Genomic DNA, 16,847 nt, shown 5'->3' with positions numbered 1-16,847 from the left:
AATTGCACGCGCCTGGCTTGTCCAAAAAGTTACTATAAGACCGCAATAACAAGTCAGCCTCAGAAACATTTTCCAATTCAGGTATGATGCTCTTATCAATACTGGGAAGGACCACCGTCATATTTCTCTTTTTGTAATAAAATCAATACCCTGATATTATTACAACTAAGTCTACGTTAACCCCTATAACAGTCATACAAAAAGATCCTTTTGCTTTTAGGCTACTATATAAAAATCTTAAGAAGCGCATTAATTAAGGCGTTGAGGCCCTCCATCCACAATGAAATCAATATACGGTCTGATGAAACCACGAATGGCAAGGCTGAAAAAGCTGGTTCCTTAAGGGGATATTTTTTTAGAAACGAACAAGCGTGAAGACGGGCAAAAGAAAAAGCCGCTTGAAAAGTAAAACATAACCTTGCCTGATATAGCACGGTTGAAAAGGATAAGGACAAATAATTCAATATAACTCAGAAATGGTACCAGGAACTATTGTGTATGGACATAGTTCATTTCCATGCCTGGCTGATCAAAGCCCTCATGGGCGCAATCATAGGGCTGGCCCCAAATTTTTGAGCAAGCTCCCGGCTCAATGAAAGTTGAGCCTCCTCTACCCTGTCCGGGTAACGCTTCCTGAATGCTTCGAAAACAGCTCCCTGCACAAAGCCATGCGCTGCCTCTCCTGCTGTTGCGCAGACGGCTGAAAGGCTCACTTTTTCAATGACCACTTCTCCAAATCCTGCATTTTTCAAACCAGCAGTTATTGCACGCTCCTCACTCATCGAAGTCGCCAAATCATATGATCCGGGCAATGGCTCCCCAAGATATTGCTCCGCCAGACACCTGGCGGTATAGGATGCACCATTATGCTCCAGTTGATCCCAGGTAGTGAATATTAACAGACCGCCTGGTTTTAGAACACGAAAGGCTTCTGCAAATGCCTGTTGTTTATTGGGAACGAACATGTACCCAAAACAACAAACGATCATATCTATACTCTGCTCCCCGAAAGGAAGTTGCTCTGCATTTATCTTTTGCCAGTCAATGTTAAGGTGGTTTAGCTGTTGTTGGGCTACTGTGAGCATATCTTCATCAATATCTGATGCAATCAATCTTGCCGAAGGCGTTATATGCTCCCGAATATGTCGTGTAACGCGACCTGTTCCTGACGCCAGTTCAAGAGCAATAAAAGCAGGATGGGCAGCAATACGTTTGGCTACTTCAATAGCATATGGCTCAAAATACAGGGGACCGAAAAATTGATCATAATGGGCAGCAGTATTCTTGTTTAAAGAAGGAAAACCGTCGGTTGAAGTGTCGTTCATAAATATTCATTTTATATGGAAGATCAATGACAACTGTTAACCACCCGGTGTAATAGCAATCATTTATCTGATATCTCGTGATCTCTTCACTAATCTGTAAACGGTCTATATCATCTGTACATGCAAAAGTAATCTGCTTTAATGGCTTATCCGAGATCCGGAGAGCTAAGCTGGCGGATCTCTGTGCTGAACCTTAGTTCATATAGCTACTTCGTTTTAGTGGGGCGTACCTCTATTTTGCTTGGTAAAACGTTGGGGTTCATTTTTAGCAAATCAACTACGATTTGTCCCAAATCTGACGGCTGAATTTTCCATTCATCTGCCTCACTTGGAATATGGTCATTAAACTGAGAAGTAACTGAACCTGGCATAATGGTTGTACATTTGATATCGTAGTTGCGCAGATCTAACATTGCGGCTTGTGTAAAACCAACAACCCCGAATTTTGAGGCGTTATATCCTGCGGCCTGTGCAAAGAAATTTGTTCCTGCTAACGATGCAATTGAAATATAGTAACCCTTATTCTGTTTCAGCTGGTCAACGGTTGCTTTTAATGTGTGAAATACACCTGTTAAGTTAGTATCTATCATTGCATTCCAATCTTCCAAAGTCAATTCGTCAACTGCAGCAAATTTTCCTAAGCCCGCATTGGCAATGACAATATCTAGCTTCCCGTACGTTTCTACTATTTTCTCAACTGCCTTTACTTCATCATCAAAATTCCTGACATCAGATTTCAATGCCAGTACATTGGGGTTTTTCAAATCTAGTTTTGCTTTTTCAACAGCCTCAATATTTCTGCCAGAAATGGCGACTTTAATACCATTTTCCAATAACACCTTCGCAATTCCAAAACCGATCCCTTTTGTCCCGCCTGTAATGTAGGCTACTTTGTTTTCTATATTAGTCATATCAAGATGATTTAAAACTTATCTTTTAGCTACTATAAAATAATAAAGATAGTGATTACTTCAGGGTAAGAAATAATTTATGGTAGATATTAACCGATAGCATACCGTTTGAGACTTTTCAGCAGATACATCTATTATACAACATTGCAGGTTAAAACAACAATAGTGGTATCTCAATCATTATAGTTGGCAGCAGTTCTCTTTTTACCCTATCAATCTTGGGTAACCGGTATGAAGCTCAAGCAGGTAGTTGACCTGATAAAAGGTCGGCTATTGTAGATTCAGTCTTTTATGACACTCCATATAAACCCGCCCCATATGCGGGATCCGCTATCAGCGGCCGGTTGTTCCCGAATTGAGTATATCCGAATTTCCGGCGGTACAGCAAGTTGCGGTACATAATTGCGTCAGATAGATTTCTTCGTTTGCAATTGAAACATACAACATGAAAACAAAATCAACTTTGCCAACTGTATCTTATCTGCAGGCACTTCAATTTGTCTTTTATCATTCATGATTTTCAAAAAGCTTTACAACGGCAGGCAAAGACGCCATTACGCCGCTGATTCCAGAAACCGTCAGGCTTAGCAGAACTGCATCGACAATCTCCGGTTTAGTTGCCCCCAATTGTTTAGCCATCGGAGCATGGAATTTTACTGCCATATCATCACCCATAGCCGTTTTCATTGCTATATAGATGAGCTGCTTTGTCTTTTCATCAAGGCCATTGGATGCGATCAGTGATTGTATAAGCCCATCAAAAGCTCTGGCTACATCCGGAGCTTCTTTCATAAATAAATCCATTGGATTACTTTCCATAATTTCCTGTTTTAAGTTCCTAACCATAAAAATAGACCTTCGTACCTGATCTGTAGATGATTTTGTTATTTAGCGGGCATGATTCCGGTCATAATTTTCTTATATGTTTTAAAAACCATTCTGATCACTCCAACTTTCATCTGTGCCCGGTAATTTCTGATACTAATATTTCATCTCTTCATCAAGCCCTTTGAGAATCTTATATTCACAATTGAGTAATTGCGTGCATTGTTAAAACTACCGCTTACCGGTTTTAGCTTGCATGAGCCTTGTGGTAGCTGAATTACCTTTGATATCATCCATGATAAAATAGAAACATCAGCCCATCTTAAGCCAGTATATAATTAAAAATAAAAAGCCTGACCAGCCTCCTGATTTGAGCGGGGAGTAGATAAAAATTTTAGTCAGCCTCAACAAATTCCTCGATGTAAGTAGAATAATTCGCCTTGCACATTATATTATCAACAGGATTATCCAGAAAATAACATAGCTGCATAATTTCGAAGGTGGCAAAATCATGCATCGAGGATTGTACCTGCTTGAACTCTTGGTTACACAAACAATTAAAATAATCTGTTAATGCCGGATCGAATAATAGCAACCTTTCTTAAATGTCCATAGAATCTGATGGTACCAGTATGAATCCAGTCCCGGGCCCAAAAGATACAAATATGAAAACCGATGTAGAAAGTGGCTGAAAGCGGCCGGCACTGCATTTGAGCAAACTTGATACCTCAGTCATTTTGTTGCTTATTTATCAGTCAGAAAAGGCGGGAACAAACGTAAAAACTGACTAAAATAGACTAACTAAAAAGAAAAAGAGATTGTAAACAATTGTATACAATCTCTTTTTGTGCCCGGGACTGGATTCGAACCAGCACATCCTTTCGAACGCCGCCACCTGAAGACGGTGCGTCTACCAATTTCGCCACCCGGGCAGCCGTTTTGGGGTGGCAAAGCTAATGAAAAATTAAATACAAACAGCTTTAAACACCCTGATTTTTTGGTCTGTCAAAATCATCGCTTGTTCCCGCCTGTCTTAACATTAATCCCTGAAACTGTTTCATCGTCTTTTCCATTCCTTCCGTACTTCCATCCAGGAAGATCACATTGCCTTTACCAAATTCTGCAAAATTTTTGATCGCTTCTGTCCACATACTGAATAAAATAAAATTGGTATCCAGGTTGGCCTGTCTTAACTCTTCAGCCGCCGATGACATACCTTTAGCTACCTCCTCCCTAAACAAGGCAATACCCTGTCCGCGCAACCTGGCCGCTTCACGTTCTGCTTCCGCACTGATCTTAATGGCATTACCTTCCGCTTCAGCCGACTTAGTTTTGGTTATCAATAATGCCTGACCTTCATTTTCAGCAGCAGCTTTCAGGTTATTACTGGCCACCACTTTACTCATAGAATCCAGAATCATTTTATCAAAAGTGATATCATTGATCTGCAGATCCTGCAAATGAAACCCCCACTCTTCCAGTGTTTGATCAATTTCCACCTTTACGTATTGAACGATCTCACGGCGCAAGCCTAATACTTCCGCTTGTTTTTTTGTAGCTACAAATGAACGCACATTACCTTCGATGGTTTTGATCAGTGCCTGCATCAGATCACGGTCGCTGATAAACTTAAATGCTACCTTTTTTATGGTTTCTTCATCCGCATTTTGCACGGCGTATAACAGCATTGCTTTAAAATACACGTTGGCCTGGTCTTGCGTTACTGCCTGAAACTCCAGTTCTACAGACCGGTTTTGAGTAGATACTCTTTTAAAAAGCTGCTCTATCAAGGGAATTTTAAAACGCAAACCCGGCCGGGCTATACGCTGGTATTTTCCAAACATGGTAATAACACCTATATAACCCTGGTTAATAGTAAACAGGCCGCTAAATACAATGATGAGCAGTACCACCACCCACCAGTAACTTAAAAATTCCATAGTGTTTTATTTTTTATAAAAATAGAGATAAATAAATGAATCAGGCAATCGTCTATATATAGAGGGCATCAGCTAATTTCATCAATTATAAAGTCGATACAATAAATTCGTATTATACCACCGGCAAAAGCCCGCCCTTTTCTTCCCATACCTGTACCAGGTTTACCAATACTTCAACCGACTTTTGCATATCCTGTACACTCACATATTCCTGCTTGCTGTGAAAAGCCATTTCGCCTGTAAAGATATCCGGGCAAGGCAGGCCCATAAAAGATAAACGGGATCCGTCAGTGCCACCTCGTGCGCTGTCCTGCCTGAAATCTACTTCGCTGCGTTTCATGGCTTCTTTCACATATTCGCCAATCTGTGGGTAGTCCTTCAACACATCTTTCATATTACGGTATTGCTCCCTGCTTTCAAATGTATAGGTAGAGCCGTCGTACCTGCCGGTAGCCTGTTTGGCAAACTGCTCCAGCCGCTTCTCATGCAGCTTTAACATGGAGGTATCAAAATCACGGATAATAAAATGAACGACAGCTTTCTCCACAGTTCCTTCCATTTGTACAGGATGTACAAAACCTTCCCTGTCTTCAGTGTTCTCCGGACTAAAAGAATCTTTAGGCAATAAATCTAAAAAAGTACCGGCCACCTTCATTGCGTTAACCAGTTTTCCTTTGGCATAACCCGGATGAGCACTGATGCCATAAAAACTAACTGTAACACCATTTGCACTAAATGTTTCATCCGTATAAGTGCCCCGTTTGCCCCCGTCAAGCGTATAACCAAAATCGGCACCCAGCTTTTTTAAATCCACCTTTTCAACGCCGCGCCCTACTTCTTCATCCGGAGTAAACAATATTTTAATATCACCATGCTTTACTTCAGAATGTGTAACCAGGTATTGGGCCAGATCCATAATGATGGCTACACCAGCCTTATCATCGGCTCCTAATAAAGTAGTTCCCGATGCGGTGATAATATCATCCCCCATTCGCTTTTTTAAATAGGAATGCTGCCTGATAGAAATCACCTGAGTTGGATCATCGGGCAACACAATATCTTTTCCGTCAAAATTTTTATGAACAATGGGTTTTACACCGGTACCAGAACAATCAGGCGATGTGTCAACATGACTGCAAAAACAAATTACCGGCACTTTTTTATCGGTAGTACCAGGTATGGTCGCATATACATAACCATGTTCATCCAGGTGCGCATCAGATACGCCCATCTGCCGCAATTCATCTACCAGTATCCGGCTCAAATCCTTTTGCTTTTCAGTTGAAGGGAAACGGTCGGCATTTGGGTCACTTTGTGTATCTACGGTAACGTATTTCAGAAAACGGCTTGCAACACTAAAATCATATTCACTAATCATTCAATAAAATTTTATTGGTTATAGGTACTTTTCAGGCTCTCTGCAAATTTAAGGGTTGCCATATAAAGAAACCAATAAATCCAGCCATAAAAAACCCCAAAGTATTATCAAATATACTTCGGGGAAATCATGTATACAATACTACGAATTAGGGAGTTATAATTAAAGGAGCTTTTCCTTCAATACCTACCAGTTCGAGGTCGAAAACCAGGTCTTTACCAGCCAGCGGGTGGTTACCATCAAGGGTTACAGCATCATCCTTAATTTCTGTAACTACTACCTGAAATTGCTGACCGCTCGGATCACTCATTACCAGCGGCATTCCTATTTCCAGCTGCATATCTTCAGGAAAACGGTCCTTCGGCATATCAATCAGCATTTCGTCATTTTTAGGCCCGTAGGCTTCCTCTACAGGTATGTTGATGGTCTTCTTTTCACCTACTTCCATACCTGTAACACCATCATCAAAACCTTTGATCACCATGCCACTGCCTACTTCAAATTCAAGTGGCTCCCGACCTTCAGAGCTATCAAATGTTTCACCTGTAGTTAACTTGCCGTGATAATGCACTTTTACTTTATCACCTTTTTTTACTTGTTGCATTGTTTTCTTGTTTGTTGTTTTTTATGCCAGCTTTCCATTATTGCTCATCATCGTTGCGTCGCACACTTGTACGGCGGTGCAATACTCAACACGAAAACACATCAGAAGCTGTCTTCTCTGTAATCGAAGGTAGGTCTTTTTAGTTTTCTACCTGTTTTTTATCAGAAAAGCATGCGATATTCGCGGCTATGATTGAGGATCGTTTCAAAGAATTACGCATTATTTACATGGGAACGCCCGAATTTGCAGTAACCAGTCTGAACGCGTTAGTTGAAGCCGGCTGTAATATAGTGGCAGTTATTACAGCTCCCGATAAACCTGCCGGCCGGGGTATGGAACTGCAGCAAAGTGCTGTAAAAAAATATGCTGTTAGCAAAAACCTGCCAGTGCTTCAACCTGAAAAGCTTAAAAATCCGGCTTTCCTGGAAGAATTAAAGGCTTTAAAGGCCGATCTGCAGATTTGTGTGGCATTTCGAATGCTTCCTGAGGTAGTCTGGAACATGCCTCCCATGGGTACCATCAACCTGCACGGTTCCCTGCTGCCACAATACCGTGGCGCTGCGCCTATTAACTGGGCCGTCATCAATGGCGAAAAAGAAACAGGCGTTACCACTTTTAAGCTTCAACAAGAAATAGATACAGGCGATATTTTATTGCAGGAAAGTTTTCCCATTAAAGAAACAGATACCGCAGGTACGATACACGACATCATGATGCACGTTGGGGCCGGCCTGCTGCTGAAAACGGTTAAAGGTCTGGCAGATGGCAGCCTCCGGGAAATACCACAGCTACTGTCTACTGATCAAACGCTGCATCATGCACCAAAGATCTTCACTGAAACCTGCGAGATCAATGCTGCTCACAGTGTCGAACAGGTGTACAATCTGATACGCGGGCTTTCTCCCTACCCGGCTGCTTTTACCTTTTTAAAAGGAAAAAAATTAAAGATCTACCGGGCTGAAAAAATAAATACAATACCTGGTCAGGGAGTGGGTGAGTTTAGTACGGATGGCAAAACCTATTTACACCTGGCCTGCTCAGACGGATCGCTGAACCTGCTCGAAATACAACTGGAAGGCAAAAAAAGAATGCTTACAGAAGATTTTTTAAGAGGCTACAGATTTTAATTCAGTTTGGATTTTATTAATATCACTACACCTTAAAAGATGAATTCTTGTAAAAATGGAATGCAACTCCATTTTTACACTTCAATCCCTGGCTATTGAAATAAAAGCAGCCAAAGCCCCTACCAAATCTATGTTCTCAGGAATTCGCTATTGGCAAAAAATAATTTCTATCATAAACAAAGTATGCTCATTTATGGCGGTAATAAAACCGAGCCACTAAATGAGCATACAAGTATTATATCGTGGAAAGATATAGGAGATATTTAACTCACAGCCTTTTAATAAGTCACCGTTACATTAAACTTATCGGAGCTGCCTAACTGGAGTTTTTGAGCGGCCGCTTCGCTGATCCGTATATCAAACCCTTCACTATATTGAATACCTTTCATCTTACCTAATACTTTTGCATATACCACTTTGTTATTAGCGGGGTTAGTCAGTTTCACCAGGCTGCCCGGAGCAGCATTATCCATTAGTAAATAATATTTACCGTCATTCCAGCCGCGGTCTGTTTTGAAAATACCAGAGGCCAGGGTTTTTTCGTAAGCCAGATTGGGATTTACGAGTTTTAAGTAATCTGCTTTGAAATAACCGGTTTCATCAGGCACAGTCGTCTCAGCATCATTGCGGGCAGTAATTTTTTCAGACACCAGGCTTTCAGCTTTCTGATCTTCCTCTTTCTTTTTGGTGTCAGCCAACGCTCTTTCAGCGGCCGCTGCCTCCGCTGCTGCCTTGCTGGCCTCCTCGGCCTGGGTTTTTGCAAGAGCCTCTGCTTCTATTGAGGCTACAGAGGGTTTTCCATCGAATGACAGAAAGCGGGTTGCTACAAAGCCTGTTGTGCCTTCAGCGTTACGCACTTCTGACCAATCGTTATCTACCTTGCGCAGATAAGTAAGCACTTCTTCAGGTTGCGCCATACCCACTACTTCCTGCTCGGTAGAAGGGCCTTTACGTATATTAATACGGGTACCAAATGCAGTGGCTGTTCGCGTAGCTTCCGTTACCTTTTTAAGTTCTGCTTTCTTGCCGGCAGCCTGTAAAAACCTGGTAGCCACAAACCCTTCCACACCATCTTTGGTGCGTATAGAAGTCCACTCACTGTTAACATTTTTCAACACTTCTACTGCTTCATCCTGCTGGGCCACGCCCACAACCTCCTGATCCGTTGCCGGCCCCTTGCGAATATTGATATTAGTGCCCGATACTATAGCACTACCGATAGATTTAGCGGCACTCGGGCGTTCCGGCTTTACCTCAGCTTTTTTATCGCCTGCTGCCAAAAACTGTGATGCCACAAAGCCTTCTATCCCATCTTTGGTACGAATGGAAGTCCATTCATTATTTACCTTTTTGATCACATCAACCGTTTCATCCTGCTGCACTACACCCACCACTTCCTGGTCGGTTGCAGGGCCTTTTCTTATATTGATATTGGTGCCCGAAACGGTAGCTGTACCTATTGCTTTTGCTGCGGTACGTGTTGGTTTCGATTCTGCTTTCTTTTCTACAGTTTCCAAAAACTGGGAGGCAACAAAACCTTCTACTCCATCTTTGGTACGAACCCATGCCCACTCATTGTCCACTTTTTTGAGAACATCCAACACATCATCCTGCGAGGCCGTTCCTACAACTGCCTGGTCTGTAGCCGGTCCTTTGCGAATATTGATATTGGTGCCTTTTACTAAAGCCTGGCCAATAATTTTAGTATTGCTTTTAGCAGCAGTACTTTTTTGATCTGTTTCTTTTTCTGAAGCTGTTGCAGGAGCCGCTCCATCAAAATACCCCACGATTATGCTTTTTTCCTTACCAACCGCATCACCGTCAATTTTATTCCAGCTTTTCAGATCTTTCACAGAAACTTTGTTAAAACGGCTGCTGATGCTCGTTAACGTTTCTTTGGCCGACACCTCGTAATACACAGGTGTCTTACCTTTCTTCTGAGAAAGATTTTCAGCAGTTAAAGGAATTTTTATTTTCTGCCCAATCGACAGCCCTTTATCTTTATCAAAGCCATTCGCCGCTGCTATATCAGCTACTTTCACACCATATACCCGGCTAATCGAGTACAATCCCTCTTTGGCCTGCACCTGGTGCACCAGCACAGCGCCTTTACCAGATTTTTCTGCGACCAGTTTGCCGCTTTGAGCCATTACCCATCCAGACGTTATAACAAAACCTGCCAATAAAAAGTACTTCTTCATATCTAAATTGATCCTTTAAATGCTTTCGCGAATTTACAATAAAGATAAATGGCAAATACAGGGTATTTATTAAATATGTCTCAAAATTAAGAAATCGGGCTTTCCAGGGCCTTGAACACGAGCTCCTTAAAGTTCCTGCCAATGGGAATAGACCCGGCCTCAACATCTATCTCGGTGGCGGTATATGCCCTGACACGGGCTTTGGACACAATAAAGGAACGATGTACCCTTATGAAATCTGCTGTCCCGAGTAATACTTCGAAATCTGCCAGCTGGTATTTCACCAGGTAAGCCTGCTTATCTGTAATAATCCGGATATATTCCCGCTGGCTCTCGATGTAAATAATTTCATCCAGGTGGATCCTGATATTTTTCTTATTGATATTTACGAAAATATGCCTCCGCAATGGCTGCTCCTTTTCTTCCGTGTTAGCTACAACAGGTTTTACGGGCGGTATAGTTAGTTTATTGACAGCTGCTAAAAAGCGATTAAACTGGATCGGCTTCAACAGGTAATCCACCACATTTAAGTCATAACCTTCCAATGCATATTCCCGATATGCTGTTGTTAAAATCACCTGCGGGTGTTTTCTGAGAATTTTCAGCAGATCAAGCCCCTTTAAACCTGGCAAATGTATATCGAGGAACATTACATCTACAGGTATTTTTTGCAACAGCTCCAATGCATAGATAGCGTCTGTAACCTTATCAATAAGCGATAGAAACGGTACCCGGGCTATATAATTCTCCAGTATCTCGGCCGCTATGGGCTCATCTTCTACAATAATACACTTAAGCTGTTCCATAACTATTCAGATTAATCGTTAGTTCTACCGAAAATACCTGATCCTGTTGGTAAATATCCAGTTCATATTCCTGATAAGTGAGCTCGAGCTGCCTCCGGGTATTATGCAAACCAATTCTTTCCTTTTGCACTTTTTCCTGTTCATTCTTTTCAAAAGAATTAGATATATTGAAATATAAGATCCCGTATTCGAGACTCACCTTAATATGAACAAATGATTGGAAACGACTATTGCCGGCGCCATGTTTAAAAGCATTTTCAATAAGCGGCAGCAGGATTAACGGTGTAATGGCCTGCTGCGGATTATCAACGTGTTGCTCCCACTTCACTTCAAGCCGCTCGTCGTAACGGAGTTTTTCCAAACTAATGTAATCTTTGATGATCTGTAGTTCCTCCTCCAGGGCAATAGTAGCAGCACCCGCCCGGTACAAAGTAAAATGAAGCAGTTCAGATAACTTCATTACCGCCTCCGGTGCCTTGTCTGAATTTCTTATCGAAAGCCCGTAAATATTATTCAATGTATTAAAAAGAAAATGGGGATTGATCTGGCTCCTCAACATTTTAAGTTCGGTTTCTAATTTTTCTTTAACGAGATTTTTTTGCTTTTCTTTCAACTCCAGTTGTTGCCTGATAGATTTCACCGCAACCATCAGTCCTGACGTAGCTAAAAAGTTGAAAAGAATGGCCATAAACCGCCTGAATTCAAAGTGTTCGGATGAGGGGAACAATCCTTTAAAGATCTGGTCCGCTACGATATAATAAAAAATAATGCGTACCATGTAGATCGCCGACAGCAATAGTATCAGGGCTTCAACCAGTATCCACCAACGCATAACACCACCTTTTTCTAACCTTGGCCAGACTCTGTAAGTGAGATAATAAGCGTACAAAACCTCCGGCAATCCCTCCAGTAAAGCTGCCAGCCAGGCGGCTACCACGTAATCGGTTTCAGAAAACCCTTTTAAACTCCCGTGCAGCCAGAGGTACTCTATAAACCCCCGGAAAGCAAAATAGGCCAGCCAAAAAAGTAAGTGAAATAACAGCCGTCTCATTACTTCAAAAATCGTTAAAAACAATAGTATTAACTAAAAAGCCTATGAACGGCTAGCATCTTTCTACCAAATGCATGCTGCTATCTACGAGGTCCGATTTTATTCATTTCGGTTGTTTGTTTGCAAATCCCTCCCGTTCGTTGAATATACAAAGTAGCGTTGTTAAGCGTATTTAACTTCATATCGAATTTTAAAATCAAATCCTTAATATGAAAACCTTCTTACACATTTCTTCATTGATATTGCTGGCAACTATATTAGTACTAGCCGGCTGCTCCAAAAAAAGTGACGGTCCCGGGAGCACAGGAAAAAAAGCAAAAGTCACGATCACGGTTTCTAATACTTTTTCAAAGGCCGAAGGTGACTATTTCAATGCTACAGTTACTGCCAGCACAAGCACCGGCACTACTATTGACTGGACAGTTAACGGTACCCGTAAAACAGGCACTGCTATAACCGTAGGCACTGATGACTTTAACGGCGGCAAAACCATAATCCTGGAATCCTCCAGCGAATTTTATACGGGACTGGTAAAAATGGGAGGATTTGAAATGGGTGCAACACCCTATTCCGTGTCTTACAAAGTAGAGGTCAACGGTTCAGTTAAAGACCAGGGAAACCAAACCATAGTAAAGAACCAGGATCCCATATTCACAAAAGACATACAGCTCTAAAATTTTTGATATGAGTATAACACGATGCCATTCTTATCCGGCAAAATGGATCCTGTTCTTGTTTTTGGCCGTTCTAACCCACCTGCAAGGATTGACACAAAACCCCAAAACTGCAGAGCCGGAGTTTTCGGGAACTATTATATTTGCAGATACAACGAGCTCGGGAAAAAACCTGGAAACCGCCACTATGACTGTTAAAACCAAGGGGAATGCATCGCTGTATATAACCGGTATCGGAAAAGCCACTTCATTTGGTATAGTAAAAGGTAAAACCTCAACCTGCATTTTGTCAGCCCAACCCACGTTATCTTTTGTTTATAGGGCTAAATCCAATAGTGTCAATCCCAAAGATGTGATACAACTGGCTCGTTTTACTATATCAAAAGACGGCAACCGGGTAATGCCTATTGTTTCGGCAACTACATTTAGCTCAACCAGCAATGAAGTTATTTATCTTGATTTTGCGGCCAAAAAATATGGCAGGTCTTCTTATATCGTTACCGTAACCGACCTGGCGCCAGGTGAGTACGGCTTTTCTCTAGGTAAAGAAAGTACCTACACAGTACACTTGTTTACAGTGCGCTGAAAACAATATTTACGTTTTCTCATGTAATTTTTGTTATAAATTACAACGCGGGTAGTTTCAACTGTCCGCTCATTTTTCTTTACAACCTTTACAAAACCCAACGTTCACTTTAAAACTGATTGTATGCCAGTCAATACCTTTCTGCTTCGTATAGCTTTGAGTATTATTTTATTGATGCACAGCATCCCGGGCATGATAAACCATTCTATTTCACAGTTTGGTATTTACCTGGATCAATCCGGTTTAGCTCCGGTGGGTATATTTGCGGCCTGGGCCATTAAGCTATCCCATATTGCAGCTGCTATCTGCTTTGTTATCAATAAATGGATAAAGCCTGCTTGTATTGTAACGCTCGTTATATTAACTACCGGCATCTTTATGGTACATCTGCCCAATGGGTGGTTTGTAGTAGGTGGCGGCACCAATGGCATTGAATTTAATTTCCTGCTGATAGTGGTACTACTAACCATCCTCTTTCCATCCGGATGGATTCGTTCCCGTTCAAAAAGTTGATTTAGTGTGCATTGGCAGGCAGGTTCTGCCAGCATCAACAATTTACATCCGGGGATGTTATATACGGGGTAGTTTCATTCAAATCACTACCTTTGCGGCGCTATGCAAATAGAAGTTTTAAAATCCAAGATCCATCGTGTTACCCTTACAGAGGCGAACCTGGATTATATGGGCAGCATTACTATTGATGAAGACCTGATGGATGCTGCAGGTTTAATTGAAAATGAGAAGGTTCAGGTTGTAAACGTTAATAACGGCGAACGACTGGAGACCTATGTGATTCGTGGTAAACGGGCAAGCGGAACGATTTGCCTGAATGGTCCCGCCGCTCGTAAGGGAATGGCTGGTGATATCATTGTAATTATCGCTTATGCAATTATGGATTTTGAAGAGGCGAAAACGCACCAGCCAAAAGTTATATTCCCTAAGTCGGGCAATAAGTTATAACCGTCAGCATTTCTTTAATGGCTAAAAAAATAACCACCTTATCCCAATATGTATTCTTTTTGGGATTAGGCGTGTTTTTAATTTGGTTGTCATTAAAAGGTTTAACTAATGAAGACCGATTACAGATTACCCATGCTCTCGAAAAAGGCCGCTACTGGCTGATTATTCCCGGCATTGCGGTTAATATACTCAGTCATTGGTTAAGGGCTTTACGCTGGCGGCTGATCATTCAGCCCCTGGGCTACTCCCCTACCAAGATCAATACTTTTTTTGCTGTAATGATAGGCTACCTCGCCAACCAGGCAGTACCACGCCTGGGCGAAGTATTACGCTGCAGCACATTAACCCGTTACGAGAAAATCCCCCTGGACAAACTTGTAGGTACCGTGATACTTGAAAGACTGGTAGACACCATCTGCCTGTTTGCTGTTTTCATCTTAGCATTGGCCATACAACCCGATCTCTACCAGAACATCCTCGCTACATTTTTTCCTGCCAAACAAGAGAGTAACAGCCCGGGGTTGTTGTTTTATATCGGACTGGCGCTGCTGGCTGTAATGGTGCTGACTTTTCTTTGGATGTTGATCGCCAAAAAAAAGTTCTCCGACCTGGTGGCTGCTTTTAAAAAGATCAGCTTGCATATCTGGCAGGGATTTATCTCTATACGTGCTTTAAAAAGACGTTGGGCCTTTGTTTTTTTAAGTATCTCCATCTGGGCATTATATGCTGCAAGCGTGTATATCGGCTTCCTGATGTTGGAAGAAACTATGCAGTACGGCCTGAAAGAAGCGTTGACTGTTTTATGTGCGGGCACACTTGCGATGGCAGCTACGCCCGGTGGCATTGGTGCTTATGCTTTCCTGGTACAAAAAACCATGACCATTTACCAATTGAGCACAGGCCTGGGCCTGGCATTAGGCTGGTTGCTCTGGTTACTACAGGTGGTAGTGGTGGTGGTAGTTGGCGGGTTAAGTTTAATTGGATTGCCGGTGTATAATAAAAACAGGCAAAACTTATCAGAGTGATACAGTTATTCAGGTATTTGGTTTGGCTAAACTATTCTGCCGAGGATCAGTCTTCATGAAAGATGATCTGTGTATTACCGATCCAGAAATAATCCCCTTCTTTAAGATTCACCTTGATATGTGGTTCAAGTCTATGTGTATTTCGCTCCGTATTATAGAAAGTTCCGTTTTTGCTGGGTGCCGCATCGCCTAACTGGTAAACTGTTCTACCATCAGAGAGCCGCCTTTTAATAATCTGGCAGTGATTCTTTGAAATAAACTTATCCCCGGTTCTTATAGCGATATCGGCTATTTGTTCTGAACTGCCATCGTTCCAACGTCCCACAACCGTAATATCTTTGTTTAAAGAATAGCGCTGCGCTTGTGTAATAAAATTGGGTACCACTTCCAGATAAGCTCCCTCTGCCGGAACTAAAGTCTTAGCTGCCAGAGGATCAATATCAATTACTTCTGGCTCCGGTTCTTTTGCCTGTGGGATATCTATCTTCCCTTCTATTCCATCATAATAAAACTGGCTTAACTCACGGCCCGTTTTAAAGCGATCCTGCGGTGATTTTTCAAGGCATTTTTTCACTAGCATTTCCAGCCATTCGGGGATGTCACATTCAGCGTCCACATCCTTTTCGTTTAAAACAGCAATCCTGCTTTTACACATATCGGGTATGGCCGCACGCCGGTGATTCTCCTCCAGTTGAATCATATCGCCGGCAACCTTGTAATCTTTCACGGGGAAAGGCACCACTCCCGTTAATGCCTCGTAAAGCACAATACCAAAACTATAGATATCTGAAGGCGCGTCTACCATGGCGCCACTCCACTTTTCAGGCGATTTATACTCGGCCATACCCTCTTCTTTCTTACTATGTCTTACGGCATTAGGATCAGTAAACGAAAGCCCAAAATCAATGAGTACATAACGGTAAGTGCCATCCTCATTGCGTGTACGGATTATATTTTTGGGATTGATATCATTATGAATGATGGCATTTCTTTTCAACAATGCTGACTCCGTATGCTGAACGATATTACCAGGCAGGTAATAGTGATGACAATAGTTTAGCGCACCAGCTATCTGCTCAATTAAGTCCAGCGTATCATCAATCGAGAAGTATTTCTCTTTTTTAAGGATTGTCTCCAGCGTTTCCCCATCAACGAATTCCATTTCAAGGGAAGGTTTATGATCCAGTATATGCTCTTCGTAAACCTTTACAATATTGGGATGATCCAACTTCTTTAAGATATCTACTTCCTCCTTGAAATCCCGGTACTCTTTTTCGGTTTCATTCTCAATAGTCAGGTCTAATTGTTTCAGGGCAACAATATCACCGTCAGCTTTTCTACGCGCTTTAAATACCGCAGAAAAACCGCCATGTCCTAAAACTTTTAAAATATCATATGCTGTTGCTAACTCTGTCATTGTTCAGATTTCCCTTT

General features: G+C 41.9%; 16 protein-coding genes and 1 tRNA gene. 6 read left to right on the top strand and 11 right to left on the bottom strand.

Going from position 1 to position 16,847, the window contains the following annotated elements; all coding sequences use genetic code 11:
- Window positions 1-509: 509 nt before the first annotated feature.
- From ACLOAU_RS15430 to ACLOAU_RS15400, 7 genes are all read right to left on the bottom strand, one after another.
- Entirely contained in the window at window positions 510-1,325 is an 816-nt protein-coding gene (locus ACLOAU_RS15430) for a class I SAM-dependent methyltransferase (RefSeq protein ID WP_427862792.1), read from the bottom strand.
- A gap of 206 nt (window positions 1,326-1,531) precedes the next feature.
- Window positions 1,532-2,236: an SDR family oxidoreductase gene (locus ACLOAU_RS15425; protein WP_427862791.1), complete on the bottom strand. Its 705-nt coding sequence runs from the start codon at window positions 2,234-2,236 to the stop codon at window positions 1,532-1,534.
- Window positions 2,237-2,743: 507 nt separating this feature from the next.
- Window positions 2,744-3,055 carry a carboxymuconolactone decarboxylase family protein gene (locus ACLOAU_RS15420; protein ID WP_427862790.1) on the bottom strand — a complete coding sequence of 104 codons (312 nt, stop codon included), beginning with the start codon at window positions 3,053-3,055 and terminating at the stop codon, window positions 2,744-2,746.
- Window positions 3,056-3,909: 854 nt separating this feature from the next.
- Window positions 3,910-3,993: transfer RNA gene (locus ACLOAU_RS15415), tRNA-Leu, on the bottom strand.
- 48 nt (window positions 3,994-4,041) lie between these two features.
- The gene (locus ACLOAU_RS15410) at window positions 4,042-5,001 is read right to left on the bottom strand and encodes an SPFH domain-containing protein (RefSeq protein ID WP_427862789.1); all 960 of its coding nucleotides are present in this window, start codon (window positions 4,999-5,001) and stop codon (window positions 4,042-4,044) included.
- 112 nt (window positions 5,002-5,113) lie between these two features.
- Window positions 5,114-6,379 (bottom strand): peptidase T, encoded by a 1,266-nt coding sequence (gene pepT / locus ACLOAU_RS15405; protein ID WP_427862788.1) that lies wholly within the window; start codon window positions 6,377-6,379, stop codon window positions 5,114-5,116.
- A gap of 148 nt (window positions 6,380-6,527) precedes the next feature.
- A complete protein-coding gene (locus tag ACLOAU_RS15400) occupies window positions 6,528-6,983 on the bottom strand; it encodes an FKBP-type peptidyl-prolyl cis-trans isomerase (protein WP_427862787.1) in 456 nt (151 codons plus the stop codon).
- 188 nt (window positions 6,984-7,171) lie between these two features.
- Between ACLOAU_RS15400 and fmt the strand changes: the two genes are divergently transcribed.
- The gene (gene fmt / locus ACLOAU_RS15395; RefSeq protein ID WP_427862786.1) at window positions 7,172-8,110 is read left to right on the top strand and encodes a methionyl-tRNA formyltransferase; all 939 of its coding nucleotides are present in this window, start codon (window positions 7,172-7,174) and stop codon (window positions 8,108-8,110) included.
- 278 nt (window positions 8,111-8,388) lie between these two features.
- Here the strand turns inward: fmt and ACLOAU_RS15390 are convergent, their stop codons facing one another.
- The 3 genes from ACLOAU_RS15390 to ACLOAU_RS15380 all read right to left on the bottom strand — a co-directional run bounded on the left by ACLOAU_RS15390 (window position 8,389) and on the right by ACLOAU_RS15380 (window position 12,168).
- Window positions 8,389-10,311, bottom strand: a complete 1,923-nt coding sequence (locus ACLOAU_RS15390) for an SH3 domain-containing protein (RefSeq protein ID WP_427862785.1) — start codon at window positions 10,309-10,311, stop codon at window positions 8,389-8,391.
- Between the two features lie 86 nt (window positions 10,312-10,397).
- Window positions 10,398-11,117 carry a LytR/AlgR family response regulator transcription factor gene (locus tag ACLOAU_RS15385; RefSeq protein ID WP_427862784.1) on the bottom strand — a complete coding sequence of 240 codons (720 nt, stop codon included), beginning with the start codon at window positions 11,115-11,117 and terminating at the stop codon, window positions 10,398-10,400.
- Window positions 11,104-12,168, bottom strand: a complete 1,065-nt coding sequence (locus ACLOAU_RS15380; protein ID WP_427862783.1) for a sensor histidine kinase — start codon at window positions 12,166-12,168, stop codon at window positions 11,104-11,106. Before ACLOAU_RS15380 ends, ACLOAU_RS15385 begins: the two co-directional genes overlap by 14 nt.
- A 209-nt stretch (window positions 12,169-12,377) precedes the next feature.
- Between ACLOAU_RS15380 and ACLOAU_RS15375 the strand changes: the two genes are divergently transcribed.
- The 5 genes from ACLOAU_RS15375 to ACLOAU_RS15355 all read left to right on the top strand — a co-directional run bounded on the left by ACLOAU_RS15375 (window position 12,378) and on the right by ACLOAU_RS15355 (window position 15,413).
- Window positions 12,378-12,842, top strand: a complete 465-nt coding sequence (locus ACLOAU_RS15375; protein WP_427862782.1) for a hypothetical protein — start codon at window positions 12,378-12,380, stop codon at window positions 12,840-12,842.
- 10 nt (window positions 12,843-12,852) lie between these two features.
- Entirely contained in the window at window positions 12,853-13,428 is a 576-nt protein-coding gene (locus ACLOAU_RS15370; protein ID WP_427862781.1) for a hypothetical protein, read from the top strand.
- Window positions 13,429-13,551: 123 nt separating this feature from the next.
- Window positions 13,552-13,941, top strand: a complete 390-nt coding sequence (locus tag ACLOAU_RS15365; protein WP_427862780.1) for a DoxX family protein — start codon at window positions 13,552-13,554, stop codon at window positions 13,939-13,941.
- Window positions 13,942-14,043: 102 nt separating this feature from the next.
- On the top strand, window positions 14,044-14,388 hold the full coding sequence (gene panD, locus ACLOAU_RS15360; RefSeq protein ID WP_427862779.1) for an aspartate 1-decarboxylase: 345 nt from the start codon (window positions 14,044-14,046) through the stop codon (window positions 14,386-14,388).
- Between the two features lie 17 nt (window positions 14,389-14,405).
- The gene (locus ACLOAU_RS15355; RefSeq protein ID WP_427862778.1) at window positions 14,406-15,413 is read left to right on the top strand and encodes a lysylphosphatidylglycerol synthase transmembrane domain-containing protein; all 1,008 of its coding nucleotides are present in this window, start codon (window positions 14,406-14,408) and stop codon (window positions 15,411-15,413) included.
- Between the two features lie 46 nt (window positions 15,414-15,459).
- Here ACLOAU_RS15355 and ACLOAU_RS15350 read toward each other — a convergent pair whose 3' ends face one another.
- On the bottom strand, window positions 15,460-16,830 hold the full coding sequence (locus tag ACLOAU_RS15350; RefSeq protein WP_427862777.1) for a protein kinase domain-containing protein: 1,371 nt from the start codon (window positions 16,828-16,830) through the stop codon (window positions 15,460-15,462).
- Window positions 16,831-16,847 lie beyond the last annotated feature (17 nt).

The sequence above is a fragment of the Paraniabella aurantiaca genome, from assembly GCF_050309965.1.
Lineage (GTDB): Bacteria > Bacteroidota > Bacteroidia > Chitinophagales > Chitinophagaceae > Niabella.
The sequence above is the reverse complement of the archived record's forward strand: the minus strand, read 5'-3'. Positions and strand labels throughout refer to the sequence as shown.

Excerpts from the sequence above, each read along its gene's own strand:
- ACLOAU_RS15430 (WP_427862792.1), bottom strand. The coding sequence starts at position 1,325 with ATGAACGACACTTCAACCGACGGTTTTCCTTCTTTAAACAAGAATACT.
- ACLOAU_RS15425 (WP_427862791.1), bottom strand. The coding sequence starts at position 2,236 with ATGACTAATATAGAAAACAAAGTAGCCTACATTACAGGCGGGACAAAA.
- ACLOAU_RS15420 (WP_427862790.1), bottom strand. The coding sequence starts at position 3,055 with ATGGAAAGTAATCCAATGGATTTATTTATGAAAGAAGCTCCGGATGTA.
- ACLOAU_RS15410 (WP_427862789.1), bottom strand. The coding sequence starts at position 5,001 with ATGGAATTTTTAAGTTACTGGTGGGTGGTGGTACTGCTCATCATTGTA.
- pepT (WP_427862788.1), bottom strand. The coding sequence starts at position 6,379 with ATGATTAGTGAATATGATTTTAGTGTTGCAAGCCGTTTTCTGAAATAC.
- ACLOAU_RS15400 (WP_427862787.1), bottom strand. The coding sequence starts at position 6,983 with ATGCAACAAGTAAAAAAAGGTGATAAAGTAAAAGTGCATTATCACGGC.
- fmt (WP_427862786.1), top strand. The coding sequence starts at position 7,172 with ATGATTGAGGATCGTTTCAAAGAATTACGCATTATTTACATGGGAACG.
- ACLOAU_RS15390 (WP_427862785.1), bottom strand. The coding sequence starts at position 10,311 with ATGAAGAAGTACTTTTTATTGGCAGGTTTTGTTATAACGTCTGGATGG.
- ACLOAU_RS15385 (WP_427862784.1), bottom strand. The coding sequence starts at position 11,117 with ATGGAACAGCTTAAGTGTATTATTGTAGAAGATGAGCCCATAGCGGCC.
- ACLOAU_RS15380 (WP_427862783.1), bottom strand. The coding sequence starts at position 12,168 with ATGAGACGGCTGTTATTTCACTTACTTTTTTGGCTGGCCTATTTTGCT.
- ACLOAU_RS15375 (WP_427862782.1), top strand. The coding sequence starts at position 12,378 with ATGAAAACCTTCTTACACATTTCTTCATTGATATTGCTGGCAACTATA.
- ACLOAU_RS15370 (WP_427862781.1), top strand. The coding sequence starts at position 12,853 with ATGAGTATAACACGATGCCATTCTTATCCGGCAAAATGGATCCTGTTC.
- ACLOAU_RS15365 (WP_427862780.1), top strand. The coding sequence starts at position 13,552 with ATGCCAGTCAATACCTTTCTGCTTCGTATAGCTTTGAGTATTATTTTA.
- panD (WP_427862779.1), top strand. The coding sequence starts at position 14,044 with ATGCAAATAGAAGTTTTAAAATCCAAGATCCATCGTGTTACCCTTACA.
- ACLOAU_RS15355 (WP_427862778.1), top strand. The coding sequence starts at position 14,406 with ATGGCTAAAAAAATAACCACCTTATCCCAATATGTATTCTTTTTGGGA.
- ACLOAU_RS15350 (WP_427862777.1), bottom strand. The coding sequence starts at position 16,830 with ATGACAGAGTTAGCAACAGCATATGATATTTTAAAAGTTTTAGGACAT.